The organism is Burkholderia sp. AU44665 (assembly GCF_030504405.1).
Taxonomy (GTDB): domain Bacteria; phylum Pseudomonadota; class Gammaproteobacteria; order Burkholderiales; family Burkholderiaceae; genus Burkholderia; species Burkholderia semiarida.
Window position 1 is genome coordinate 1 of the sequence record NZ_JAUJRI010000036.1, and the last position, 11,629, is coordinate 11,629.

13 protein-coding genes are annotated in these 11,629 nt (G+C 66.3%); 8 read left to right on the forward strand and 5 right to left on the reverse strand.

Going from position 1 to position 11,629, the window contains the following annotated elements:
• The coding region (locus tag QZM15_RS32790) for a DUF3400 domain-containing protein (RefSeq protein ID WP_155753829.1) at positions 1-136 on the forward strand (136 nt) is incomplete at its 5' end.
• A gap of 49 nt (positions 137-185) precedes the next feature.
• On the opposite strand, the gene QZM15_RS32795 is transcribed toward QZM15_RS32790, so the two are convergent.
• Positions 186-1,118, reverse strand: coding sequence for a thioesterase II family protein (locus QZM15_RS32795; RefSeq protein WP_302107945.1), 933 nt, complete (start codon positions 1,116-1,118; stop codon positions 186-188).
• 124 nt (positions 1,119-1,242) lie between these two features.
• Between QZM15_RS32795 and QZM15_RS32800 the strand changes: the two genes are divergently transcribed.
• The 7 genes from QZM15_RS32800 to QZM15_RS32830 all read left to right on the forward strand — a co-directional run bounded on the left by QZM15_RS32800 (position 1,243) and on the right by QZM15_RS32830 (position 7,659).
• Positions 1,243-1,953: an ABC transporter ATP-binding protein gene (locus QZM15_RS32800; protein ID WP_059583855.1), complete on the forward strand. Its 711-nt coding sequence runs from the start codon at positions 1,243-1,245 to the stop codon at positions 1,951-1,953.
• Complete coding sequence (locus tag QZM15_RS32805; protein ID WP_059642209.1) at positions 1,950-3,341, forward strand: ABC transporter permease; 1,392 nt, start codon at positions 1,950-1,952, stop codon at positions 3,339-3,341. Before QZM15_RS32800 ends, QZM15_RS32805 begins: the two co-directional genes overlap by 4 nt.
• Positions 3,342-3,492: 151 nt before the next feature.
• A complete protein-coding gene (locus QZM15_RS32810) occupies positions 3,493-3,837 on the forward strand; it encodes a FixH family protein (protein WP_302107946.1) in 345 nt (114 codons plus the stop codon).
• Between the two features lie 59 nt (positions 3,838-3,896).
• Positions 3,897-5,039, forward strand: a complete 1,143-nt coding sequence (locus QZM15_RS32815) for a DJ-1/PfpI family protein (RefSeq protein WP_059583850.1) — start codon at positions 3,897-3,899, stop codon at positions 5,037-5,039.
• A 124-nt stretch (positions 5,040-5,163) separates the two neighbouring features.
• The gene (locus tag QZM15_RS32820; protein ID WP_230951189.1) at positions 5,164-5,931 is read left to right on the forward strand and encodes an outer membrane lipoprotein-sorting protein; all 768 of its coding nucleotides are present in this window, start codon (positions 5,164-5,166) and stop codon (positions 5,929-5,931) included.
• On the forward strand, positions 5,928-7,199 hold the full coding sequence (locus QZM15_RS32825; protein WP_244166592.1) for a hypothetical protein: 1,272 nt from the start codon (positions 5,928-5,930) through the stop codon (positions 7,197-7,199). The genes QZM15_RS32820 and QZM15_RS32825 overlap by 4 nt, the downstream gene beginning before the upstream one ends.
• A 67-nt stretch (positions 7,200-7,266) precedes the next feature.
• Positions 7,267-7,659, forward strand: coding sequence for a RidA family protein (locus tag QZM15_RS32830; RefSeq protein ID WP_059583847.1), 393 nt, complete (start codon positions 7,267-7,269; stop codon positions 7,657-7,659).
• 19 nt (positions 7,660-7,678) lie between these two features.
• Here QZM15_RS32830 and QZM15_RS32835 read toward each other — a convergent pair whose 3' ends face one another.
• Genes QZM15_RS32835 through QZM15_RS32850 form a run of 4 tightly spaced genes read right to left on the reverse strand, consistent with a single transcriptional unit; the run spans position 7,679 to position 11,624 of the window.
• Positions 7,679-8,905, reverse strand: coding sequence for a cytochrome-c peroxidase (locus QZM15_RS32835; protein WP_302107947.1), 1,227 nt, complete (start codon positions 8,903-8,905; stop codon positions 7,679-7,681).
• A 58-nt stretch (positions 8,906-8,963) separates the two neighbouring features.
• Positions 8,964-9,926 carry an amidohydrolase family protein gene (locus QZM15_RS32840; RefSeq protein ID WP_060010814.1) on the reverse strand — a complete coding sequence of 321 codons (963 nt, stop codon included), beginning with the start codon at positions 9,924-9,926 and terminating at the stop codon, positions 8,964-8,966.
• Positions 9,923-10,585 (reverse strand): GNAT family N-acetyltransferase, encoded by a 663-nt coding sequence (locus QZM15_RS32845; protein ID WP_059583843.1) that lies wholly within the window; start codon positions 10,583-10,585, stop codon positions 9,923-9,925. Before QZM15_RS32845 ends, QZM15_RS32840 begins: the two co-directional genes overlap by 4 nt.
• A 13-nt stretch (positions 10,586-10,598) precedes the next feature.
• Complete coding sequence (locus QZM15_RS32850) at positions 10,599-11,624, reverse strand: PLP-dependent cysteine synthase family protein (protein WP_059583841.1); 1,026 nt, start codon at positions 11,622-11,624, stop codon at positions 10,599-10,601.
• Positions 11,625-11,629: the final 5 nt, after the last annotated feature.

Consider the following 11,629-nt stretch of genomic DNA (forward strand, 5'->3'; position numbering starts at 1 on the left):
GCGCTACGGCGAGGACGCGAATCTCGAAGCGGACTACATCGTGGTCGAGATCGCGCGCCAGGTGCTCGGCGAGAACTGGATGGCCGATTATGTCGCACGGGCCAACCATGGCGGGATCGAGCGCGTGATGCTGTGACGGGACGACCTCGCAGCCGATGCGGCGCGACCGGTTCTCCGTATCGAAGCTATGCCTGTGCGGCCAGCGTCGCGACCACGCGATCCTGAAGCTCGCGTTCCCGGGCATGGATGAAGAAATGATCGCCGTCGAACCGATGAAGGGAGAACGGTCCGTCGCTGTAGCGGCGCCATTCGCGCAGCGCGTCGATATCGACATGCGGATCGTGCAGGCCGCCGAATACGGTCAGCCCGCACCGCAACGCGAATGGCGCATCGGTGCAATATCCTTCGGCGAGCGCCAGATCGGCGCGCAGCGCGCGCAGGAAATGCCGAAGCCAGTCCGGCTCCGACAGCAACGCATCCGGTGTGCCGCCCATCGTTTTCAGCCAACCGATGAGGTCCGGTTCCGGCAACCGATGAATCGAGAGCGGACGCGGTGCGACATGCGGCGCGCGGTGCGCTGCACAGAACGCATGAACGGGCCCGCGAAGCCGTCGTCGATCGAGTTCCTTCAACCATTCGATACCGACGACACTGCCGAAACTGTACCCAAAGGTGCCGAATGGCTTGTCGAGGAGCCCGCTCGCGGCCGTGGCCAACGCATCCGTCATCGCATCGAGCGACGTGGGCGGCGCTTCGGAGAAACGCGTCTGGCGTCCCGGCAGTTCGACTGCGACGACTTCGATCCAGTCGGGCAGATCGAGCGCCCAGCGCCGATAGAGCAGCGAGCCGGCACCGGCGTACGGGAAGCAGAACAGCCGGTGCGTGGCCGCGGGTTGCGGGCGATGCAGGATGAACCAGGGCGTGATCTTGACTGGCATGCCGATTGGGAACGGAAGTCGTGACGAGACGCGGCCGCGATTCGATCCGGGGCGGCGCGCCGATGACGGTGCAGCGTAATCGCAAGGGCCGGCGACGTGTGCCGTCCGACGGTACAGGTTGACGATCCCTCCCGGCCGTGATTGCTCGCGAATGCGGGAAGCGACGTGCCATCCCGGCATCGGGTTCGCGCCCGGACGCTGCCCCAACGAACAGGTTTTTCCGTACACGCAAGTTGGTATTCTGCGCTGCGCGATCGTTCCTGCACCGTGCTGTCGCGGCCTGCCAACTTCGTACATCGAGACCATGAACGCCGTAATACTCGAAGCCGTTGAAAAGTCGTATCTGATGGGCTCCGTCAACGTGACCGCGCTGCGCGACGTCACGCTCGACATCCGTGACGGAAGACTGACCGTCATTGCCGGCGCGTCCGGCAGCGGGAAGTCGACGTTGCTGAATCTTGTCGGGTGCGTGGACCGGCCCGATCGCGGCCGCATCGTCGTGGCGGGCGAAGAGGTCGGCCGCTTGTCGGACGACGCGCTGTCGGATTTTCGTGCCCGCCGGCTCGGTTTCGTCTTCCAGAACTTCAATCTGCTGCCGGTGCTCACGGCGCACGAAAACGTCGAATATCCGCTGCTTCTCGCGGGCACGCGATTGACGGAGTCCGAGCGGGCGCTGAAGGTGCGGGACATGCTCGATGCGGTCGGCCTGGCCGACAAGGCGCACCATCGTCCGGGACAGATGTCGGGCGGCCAGCGGCAACGGGTCGCGATCGCACGCGCACTCGTCGCGTCGCCGAACCTCGTGCTGGCGGACGAGCCGACCGCCAATCTGGACAGCAAGACCGGCCAGCAGATCATCGCGCTGATGCGGCGCTTGCAGCGGGAACGGCGCGTCTCGTTCGTGATTTCGTCGCATGATCCGCAGGTCATCGCGGCGGGCGACGACGTCGTCCATATTGCCGACGGGATCGTGTCCGACGTGACCCGCACGGACGAGCAGGAGGCGTTCGCATGAAGACATTTTCGCTCGCGCTCCGCAATCTGCTGCGCAACCGCCGTCGCTCGATCACGACCTTGCTTGCGATGATCGTCGGCGCGCACGCGGTGCTGCTGTTCGGCGGCTATACGCGCAACATCACGTATGGTCTGCAAACCGATTACGTGAAGTACGGCGGCCACCTGCAGATCGAACGCAAGGGGTTCTACGAGTTCGGCAGCGGCAATCCTTCCGAGTACGGGATCGACAACTACGAAGCGATCATCGACGCGGTGAAGGCCGACCCGGTACTGGCGACGATGGTGCTCGTCGCGACGCCCACGCTGCAGTTGCAGGGCATCGCGGGGAACTTCGACGCGGGGTTGTCGCGTACCGCGCTCGCGCTCGGCGTGCGCGTGGACGACCAGAACCGGATGCGCGCCTGGAACGACTATCGCTTCCCCGTGACGATCCCGCCGATGGCGCTGACCGGAACGACGGGCGACGCAGCCGTGATCGGTACGGGCCTCGCGCGTGTACTCGAACTGTGCGGGCCGCTCAAGGTGCCCGACTGCAAACCGCCCAGGAAGTCCGCGGACGCCACGCCTGCCTCGCCGCTTCCGGGCGATATCGCGGCCCTTGCCGAGGGAACGCGCGCGGCGCCGGCCGCCGGGACGAGCGGCCGGCGGATCGAACTGCTTGCGGCGACCGCGCGCGGTGCGCCGAACGTGGCGGAACTGCAGGTCGTGAAAGCGGAACGACAGGGCATCAAGGAATACGACGACATGTACGTCGGCCTGCATCTCGCGCAAGCGCAACGACTCGTGTACGGCACCGAGCAGCCGAAGGCCACGGCGATCGTCGTCCAGTTGCGCCACACGTCGGATTTGCCTGCCGCGAAGGCGCGGCTCGAGACGCTGCTCAAAACGAAATTCGCCGGTACGGACACGGAAGTCGTGGATTACACGGTGCTGAACCCGTTCTATGGTCAAGCGCTTGCGATGTTCGCGACGCTGTTCGGTTTTGTCGCACTGCTGATCGCCGCGATCGTGCTGTTTACCGTGGGCAACACGATGAGCACGGCGGTGTTCGAGCGCACGGTCGAAATCGGAACGCTGCGCGCGATGGGGTTGCGCCGCGCCGGCGTGCGGCGCCTGTTCCTGTGCGAGGGGCTGCTGCTCGGCGTGATCGGCGCGGTGCTCGGCGTCGCCAGCGCGGCGCTGCTCGCCGGCGTCATCAACGTCAGCGGTCTGACGTGGACGCCGCCGGGCCGCTCGCCGGTGCCGCTGATCATTCGCGTGTGGGGCGAGAACGACCTGATCGTCGGCACCGCGATCGGCCTGCTGGTGGTGTCGATGCTGTCCGCGTTGCTGCCCGCGCGCCGCGCGTCGCGCATGGAGATCGTCGATGCGCTCCGCTACGCGTGATCGAGCGGCCGCATCGGGCGTCGTTGAAATGTCAATGAAATCGATTCGTCGGCGGATCGTCATGTTAGCCTTCGCCGGGAGCTGCACCGCCATGCTCGGCGCATGCGGCGCACCGGCCGAGCAGTCGGTTCCCGCGGGTCTGAATCTGTCGTTGACGCGAACGACGGCGTCGGGCGCGTACGTCGTGACGCTCGAGCCGCCCACGACACCGCCGCCGCTGAACCGGATCCATGTCTGGACGGTTAGCGTGAGCCGTGCGTCGGGCGAGTCCGTGCGCGGTGCGCGCATCGACGTGAGCGGCGGGATGCCGCAGCACGGGCACGGTCTGCCGACGCGCCCCCGCGTGGTCGAGATCGACGGAAACGGTGCGTATCGGCTGCAGGGGATGAAGTTCAGCATGCCCGGCTGGTGGACGATCACGCTGAAGGTCCGGGACGCGCAGCGCGACGACGACGTGACGTTCAACGTCGTGTTGCCGCCGGCGGCGGCGTCATGACGGCCGGCACGGGCGCCATGCCTGATTACTGGATGAGTTCCATACACGGAGAGGCTTCAATGCGAAAAGTCATGCTGTACTGGATGATGTTGCTGCTCGCGCCGCTTGCATCGGGCATCGCGAACGTTGCCCATGCGGGGCCCGCGAGCGAAGCGTCGGCGCCGGCAGCGGCCGCGCCCGCGGCGGCACGCGCCGACCGGCTGCCCGCCTATCAGCCGCGCTTCGGGCGCACGCGCCCGATCGTCGCCGTCGTCGGCGAAAACTACTATACCGAGCTGACCGACTACGTCGTTCCCTATGGCATCGTGGCCGAATCGGGCGCGGCGGATCTCGTCGCGCTCGCGACGAAGCCGGGCCCGATCCGGATGTTCCCGGCGCCGATGAACGTCATTCCGGACGAAACCACCGCGCAGTTCGACGAGCGCGTGCCGCAAGGGGCCGACTACGTGATCGTGCCGGCCGTGCATCGCGACAGCGATCCGGCGCTGCTTGCATGGGTGGCCGGGCAGGCGAAGAAGGGCGCGACGATCATCGGCGTGTGCGACGGCGTCTGGGTCGTTGCACGCGCGGGGCTGCTGGAAGGCCGCCGCGCAACGGGGCATTGGTACTCGATGAACGATCTGCGCAAGAAGTTCGCCGATACGCGCTGGGTCGACGGCAAGCGTTACGTTGCCGACGGCAAGGTCGTCACGACGACCGGCGTCACCGCGACGATTCCGGTATCGCTGGCGCTCGTCGAGGCGCTCGCCGGGCACGAACGCGCGCTGCAGGTCGCCGAGCGGCTCGGACGCCCTGCATGGTCGTCCGAGATCTCGACCGACCGCTTCAGCCTCGGATTGCCGGCGATGGCGACGATCGCAACCAACTATGTGTCGTTCTGGTCGCACGAGGATTTCGGTATCCCGATCGCGCCGGGCGTCGACGAAATTGCGCTCGTGCTCGAGGCCGACGCCTATTCGACGACGTTCCGCTCGACCGCCTACACGGTGGCCGCGAGCCGCGAACCCGTGCGCACCCGGCGCGGGCTGACGATCGTTCCCGATCGTGTGGCCGGCGTCGACGCGCCGACGCGGATGCTGTCCGCCCCGGTCACGCGCTATCCGTTGCATGCGCTCGATGCATCGCTGAATGCGATCGCGTCCGAATTCGGCAAGCGCACGGCCGCGTGGGTCGCGCTACAGATGCAGTATCCGGGCTACTGAGCTGCGCATCGCAGCGTCCCCGTACGTCCTCTAGCCAGTCGGTTCTCCGCCCGTTCCGGGCGGGGGCCGCACTCGTCCCCGTCATTCCGTATTTGCCCCGGAGATTCCGATGCAGACGCATTCGATGGCGCGCCTGGGCGCCGCCGCGATCCTCGCACTCGCCTGCTGTACCGCACACGCCGCGCCCGATCCGCAGCGCATCCTCGCCGCGAGCGATGCCGTTCGCAACCCGAGCGAACCGTTCACGCTGAATGTCACGCTGACCCAATACACCGATGGCAAGCAAACCGATTCGAACGCACTGACCGCCTATTCGCGGATCAACCCGGCGAGCGGCCAGTTTCGCAGCCTGATTCGATTCGCCGCGCCGGCGCGCGATGCGAACAAGCTGATGCTCAAGAGCGGCAACGATCTGTGGTTTTTCGATCCCGCGAGCAAGGCGACGATCCGCATTTCGCCGCAGCAACGGTTGCTCGGGCAGGCGTCGAACGGCGACGTGGTCACCGTCAATTTCGCGCAGGGATATCGTGCGCAGGTGGAGGCGGAGGAGGATGTGCAGGACGGCGAGCGCCAGACGCGCCGTGCGTACCGGTTGAAGCTCGTCCAGAGCGTATCCGACATGACCTATCACTCGATCGAGATGTGGATCGATACGACGGATTCGCGCCCCGTGAAGGCACGTTTCTTCAGCGAAAGCGGCAAGCTCCTCAAGACGGCCTTCTATCGACGCTTTCAACAGCAGCTCGGCGCGTTGCGGCCGACCGAGATCGTGATCATCGACGGGCTCAATCCGAATCTCGTGACCGTGATGCGATACGCGGACTACGTGGCGCGGGAGATTCCGGATGCCTGGTTCCAGTCCGATTTCATGGCGCGTTTCCAGCCGGAATGATGACGCGAATCGGCATCGCCTGTATCGCGTTGGCCGGCATGGCGGGCGTATGCCATGCAAACGATGCGGAAGAGGCCGGACTCGCGCTTGCCGACGCGACGCCGGTGCAGAAGGTCGACGACGGCAAGTACCAGTTCAGTCTCGAACCCGGCTTGCGTTTCGCCACCCTGCGGCCGGGCGGCACGCGCACGGCCACGCGCCTGTCGCTCGACCTGAGTGCGCGCCATGCATTCTCGAACGGCTGGGGCGTCAGTTTCGCCGATCGACTCGACCTGAACGGTCCGTGGCGCTTCGACGGCGACTCGGGCGCGATCAATACGCTGAAGGAACTGTATGTGGACGGTCGCGTGGGCGGCGGCAGCACGCTGCTGCAGGCAGGCCGCGTCAATGTGCGGCTCGGTGTCGCCACCGGCTACAACCCCACCGACTTTTTCCGCGACAACGCGGTCCGTTCGGTGACGTCGGTGGATCCCGCGAGCCTGCGCGAGAACCGGCTCGGTACGGTGATGCTGCGCGGCCAGCAATTGTGGGCCGACGGTTCCGTCAGCGCGCTCGTCGCACCGCGGATCGCGGATCGCGCAACCGACGCATCGTTCTCGCCGGACTTCGGCGCGACGAATCAGCGCACGCGCTGGATGCTCCAGTTCAGCCAGCGCGTCATCTCGGATCTGTCGCCGCAGATCGTGATCTACGACGACGGGAAGCCCGGCAGTTCGCCGCAGTTCGGCGTCAATCTGGTCCATCTCGTCAACAACGCGTGCGTCGGGTACGTGGAGTGGTCGGGCGGGCGAGGGCCGTCGACGCTTGCACGCGCGCTCGGGCAGCCGTACAGCGACGTCGCGTTCCGCTGGAAGCTCGCGACCGGCGCGACCTGCACGACGTCGCGCAATCTTTCCGTCACGCTGGAGTACGACCGGGACGGCGCCGCGCTCGATCGCGCGGGCTGGCAGGCGCTGCGCAATGGCCCGCCGGCCGGCTACGCCGCCTATCGAACGCTGGCGGCCGCCCAGCAGGACCCCACGACGCGCGACGGGCTCTTCGCGATGGTCAGGTGGCAGGATGCCTGGATCCAGCGTCTGGATCTGTCCGGTTTCGTCAGGTTGAACCTCGCCGATCGCAGCCGGCTCACCTGGCTCGAGGCGCGTTATCGCTTCGCCAGAACCGATGTCGCGCTGCAATGGCAGATCAATGCGGGTGCGTCGTCGACCGAATACGGCGCGCTGCCGCAGTCGAATCTCTTTCAGTTGCTCGTCAAGCACTATTTGTAACGCGGGAACGGATGCCCGTACGTATCGCGTGACGGGCAGCACCGCCCGATTCGAGGAGAGGAAGCGCATGAAACGCTATGTGACGTCGGGCAACGATCTGCCGCAGTGGCCGTCGCCGATCAGCCATGCCGTTGTCGCCAACGACACCTGCTATCTCAGCGGCCAGCTTTCGCTGGACGCCGACGGCCGCTACGTGCCCGGTACGCCGGCCGAAGAAGCGAGACGCGCGTTCGCGAACCTGTTCCGCGCGCTCGAAGCGGCGGGGTTCAGCCCACGCGATCTCGTGTTCGTCGACATCGCATTCTCCGACATCGGCGCGCTCGCGGAAGTGAATGGCGTGTATGCCGATCTGTTTCCCGCGGATCGCCGGCCTGCGCGGACCGTCTATCAGGCGGCTGCGTTGCCGTTCGGCGGCCAGGTCAAGGTGATGGGCGTCGCCGTGCGCGACGCGTCACGCTGACGCGCTGCGGCGCGGACGATCAGCGCTCGACGACAGGGCCGGAATACGCACCGAGCAGCGCGACGAGCTGCCGTTGCTCGTCGTCTGACAACGCGATCCGCTTCAGTTCGCTATGCCCGATCGCGGCCGCGGGTGCGTCCGCGTAGTGGCGCATCACGGCGTCCAGCGACGCGAATTGACCCGCGTGCATGTACGGCGGCCGCAGTGCGACGTTGCGCAGGCTGGGCGTCTTGAACGCGCCGAGCATCTGCGGGTCGTCGGTCGAGATGAATTGCAGCTCCTCGCACTGCTCGGGCTTCGCGTCGCTGAACGGCCCCATGCAGTTGAATTCGTCGTGCAGCACCTTGTCGACCGCCGCCGCGCGACCGGTGTCGGCAGCCGTCCCGCTACGCGGCGGTACGCCGATGTTGTGAAACTGACGGTCGCTCAGCATGGGCCCGGTGTGGCAGGTCATGCATTGGCCCTTGTTCATGAACAGGCGCAGGCCTGCCTTTTCGGTCGGGGTCAGCGCGGCCAGCTTGACCGGATCGCCGGTCCGGACGCCGTCGACATAGGTATCGAAGCGTGAAGGCCCGTACTGTAGCGTCGCTTCGTACGCCGCGATCGCCTTGCCGAGATTCGCGAACACGCGCGACACGTCGGTGCGGGTGCGTTCGTCGAGCTCCTGCCAGACAGCTTTCTCCGCGTCCGTGCCGAGAGGGCCGCCGTCACGGGGCAGCGCGCTCAGGTCGGGCAGCGGTCCGAACAGAGGCTCGTAGGCGTCGCGGTAGTGCTCGGCCAGCACATGGGCGGCGCGCAGCCGGGTGCCGCCGTGCTCGTTGTGATCCTCGATCGGCCCGATCGCCTGCGACCACAGGCTGTCCTTGCGGCCGTCCCAGAACAGCCACGGCGCATCGGTCGCGCCGACGACAGGCATCGTGCGGCGCACGCCGACGCCCACGCCGATCGCCAGCGGGCGCCCGTCTTCGAACTGGCGATCGGGGGCGTGGCAGCTCGCGCAGGCGATCGCGCGGTTTCGGCTGAACCGGGGGTCGGAGAACAGACGCTTGCCCAGCTGCGCTGCTTGTGCGGACGTGGCCACGCGATTCGACGGGTCAACCTTGACGCCGGCGTTCGCGGGCAGGCGCATCGATTCGAGCTGCGCCCGTTCGTCGGCGCGCCAGTGGTCCAGCGTGTCGGCGGTTTCCGCCATCGCGTCGGCCCGATGCCCGGGCCACGCGGTCCAGACGAGCAGGGCGCCGATCATCGAGGCAGCCGCGAGCCCGTAGTGCGTGCGGGACGGCCGTCGCACGCGACGGCCGGAATCACGCCATCGCATCGATCGTGCGCGATGCCGGCAGCAGTGCGCGCGCATTGCCCGACATCAGCCACTTGCGTTGTACCGGCGCGACTGCCGCGAGCGGGCCGTCGGGCGCGAGGAACTGCTCCATGACCTTGCGATGGCCGCCCGAGTTGCGAAAGACCGGCCAGTCGGTGCCGAACAGAATCTTGTGATTGATGTTCATGCGGAACAGCTCGGCGAGCGCGACCGACCACCCCTGCGGATGCTGGGAGCCGAGAAACGCGCTGACGTCGAGATACACGTTGGGCCGATACGCGCACTGTCGCGCGCAGGCGTCGACGTGATGAACGGCGCCGTGCGCCAGGATGAAGTTCACGTCGGGGAAATCGAACGCCGCGCGGTCGAGCAGATCGGGGTGCGAGTACGCGAACTCGAGCGCCGGGCTGGTCGGACCCACGTGCAGAAGAACCGGCAAGCGATGGGCGCGACAGATTTCGTACAGCGGGTAAAGGCGCTTGTCGCTCGGGCTGTAGCCGCAGGGCGGGTACAGTTTCAATCCGGAGAAGCCGTACTCGGTCACGCCTTTCTCGAACAACGCGACACCGTCCGCTCCCCAGCGCGGATCCATGCCGCCGAACACGTGAAAGCGCTCGCCGTGACGCTGCAGGATCGCATGATGCTCGGCATACATCTCGGCGATCGTGAGATCGCTTTTCATCACGTACGTGAAGTCGGGCAGCAACAGCACGGCCTGCCCGATGCCGGCCGACGTCATGTCGGCCACGAGTGCATCGCCGAAGTGGTCCTGACTTTGCGCGAGGTAGGTATCGAGCAGTTCCGATCGCGATTTCCGTATGCCGTTGGCGACGAGCCGCACATGGATGTTGGCGCAGAATCCCTCGAGGAACGCCGTGGGAATGAAGCGCGTCGATGCGATGTGGCAGTGCGAGTCGATGATCGGCCCGGTGTAGAGGGCGTCGCTCATGCCGATGCGCTGGCGGCGGTTCGGTTGGCGTCGCGGCCCATGAGCATGCCGAGCGCGCGTTCCTTGAGGTCCGCCACGCGCTGCATCATGAAGTGGCCGGCATGGACCTTCCCGTTCGCACGGGCGTAGTCCGGCAAGGTGCCCCACGTCTGAAAGCCGTAGTGTTCCCATACGCGATGAGCGGGCGTGCCGTCTCGCACGTCGAGCGTCACCAGTTCGACATTGTCCCGATCGCATTGCAACGCGATCTCGACGAACGCGGCAGGCAGCACGCCACCGCCGCGACAGGCGTCGTGGATCATGCCTTTCGCGAGATCGGTGATATGGCGGTTGTTGGGATTCACGTTGCGGCGCAGCGTGCACAGGCCGATCAGTTGCCCGGTGTTCGCGAAGATCGTCAGCAGGCGAACCTTCTCCGCGGCGAGATTCGAGCGCAGTTCGTCGAGATAGCGGTCCGCTTCCGCGTCCGTGATGGTCTCGGCGAAGCCGATGATCGGTGCGCTTTCGCTCGTGCGCCGCATCAGTTCGACGATCTGCGCGCCGAGCGCATCGTCGACGCCGTTGGTCCAGCGATACGTGACGTGTGTGATGTTGGCCTTCGGCAACGCGATCGGATACCGTGCGCCGTCGGCAAGCAAGGTGCGGATGGAGTCGTTCATGGGTGTCCCTGGGTCACGTGGTTTCGAGGGCCACTGCGCTTTCGGCGCGTGGCGGTGTCGCGGAGGTGCACAGGTCGTCGAGCACGGCCTGGAGGCCGTGATCGATCAGCCACTGATCGTCGTAGATCGTGTCGAGATACTTGGTACCGCTGTCGGGGAACACGAGCACGATGTTGGCCGGGCCTTGCAGGGTGGCGACGTAGCGGCGTGCGGCCTGCGCGATCGCGCCGGACGAGCCGCCGAGCAGCAGGCCTTCGTCGAGCGCGAGGCGGCGGCAGCCAATGAACGCATCGCGATCGACGATGCGCATCGTGTCGTCGACGAGGTGGATCAGGATGTTTCCGGGCTGAAAACTGAGCCCCGCGCCGTTCTGCAGATGCGGCCGGTACGTGCCGCCGAACACGACCGAGCCGTCGGGCTCGACGCCGATCACGCGGGTTGCGGGATCGCGCTCCTTCACGTAGCGGGCGATTCCGCTCAGATGGCTGCCGGTGCTGGCGGACACGATCACGGCGTCGAGCCGGTCGGCGAGTTGCGAGACGATTTCGGGCCCGGTCGAGTAATAGTGGGCGTCGATCGCGGCCGGATTGTTGTATTGATCGAGGTTCACGCAGTTCGGCACGCTCGCGGCGATCGCTTTCGCGACCGCAATGCGCTTGCGCTGATAGCTGCCCGTTTCGTCGGGGTGTTCGACCATCTCGACCTCGCCGCCGAATGCCCGCACGAGATTGGCATTCGTCTTCGGTGTCTTCGGGTCGAGCACGCAAATGAAGCGATAGCCGCGCGTGGCGCACAGCATCGCCAGCGCGTGTCCCATGTTGCCGGACGTCGATTCGACGATCGACCAGCCCGGCTTGAGGCCGTGGTCACGCTCGGCCTGGCGCAGCAACTGAAGCGCGCTCCGGTCCTTGACGCTGTTGCCGGGGTTGTAGCACTCGAGCTTTCCGTACACGCGGATTTTCCTGTGCTCGTTCGACAGGCTTTTCAGATACAGCAGCGGCGTATCGCCGATCAGTTCGACAAGGCTGTTTGCGTACATTCGAA

Coding starts and splice junctions, on each gene's coding strand:
- QZM15_RS32795 (WP_302107945.1), bottom strand. CDS start 1,118: ATGCCGGGATGGCACGTCGCTTCCCGCATTCGCGAGCAATCACGGCCG.
- QZM15_RS32800 (WP_059583855.1), top strand. CDS start 1,243: ATGAACGCCGTAATACTCGAAGCCGTTGAAAAGTCGTATCTGATGGGC.
- QZM15_RS32805 (WP_059642209.1), top strand. CDS start 1,950: ATGAAGACATTTTCGCTCGCGCTCCGCAATCTGCTGCGCAACCGCCGT.
- QZM15_RS32815 (WP_059583850.1), top strand. CDS start 3,897: ATGCGAAAAGTCATGCTGTACTGGATGATGTTGCTGCTCGCGCCGCTT.
- QZM15_RS32820 (WP_230951189.1), top strand. CDS start 5,164: ATGGCGCGCCTGGGCGCCGCCGCGATCCTCGCACTCGCCTGCTGTACC.
- QZM15_RS32825 (WP_244166592.1), top strand. CDS start 5,928: ATGATGACGCGAATCGGCATCGCCTGTATCGCGTTGGCCGGCATGGCG.
- QZM15_RS32830 (WP_059583847.1), top strand. CDS start 7,267: ATGAAACGCTATGTGACGTCGGGCAACGATCTGCCGCAGTGGCCGTCG.
- QZM15_RS32835 (WP_302107947.1), bottom strand. CDS start 8,905: ATGATCGGCGCCCTGCTCGTCTGGACCGCGTGGCCCGGGCATCGGGCC.
- QZM15_RS32840 (WP_060010814.1), bottom strand. CDS start 9,926: ATGAGCGACGCCCTCTACACCGGGCCGATCATCGACTCGCACTGCCAC.
- QZM15_RS32845 (WP_059583843.1), bottom strand. CDS start 10,585: ATGAACGACTCCATCCGCACCTTGCTTGCCGACGGCGCACGGTATCCG.
- QZM15_RS32850 (WP_059583841.1), bottom strand. CDS start 11,624: ATGTACGCAAACAGCCTTGTCGAACTGATCGGCGATACGCCGCTGCTG.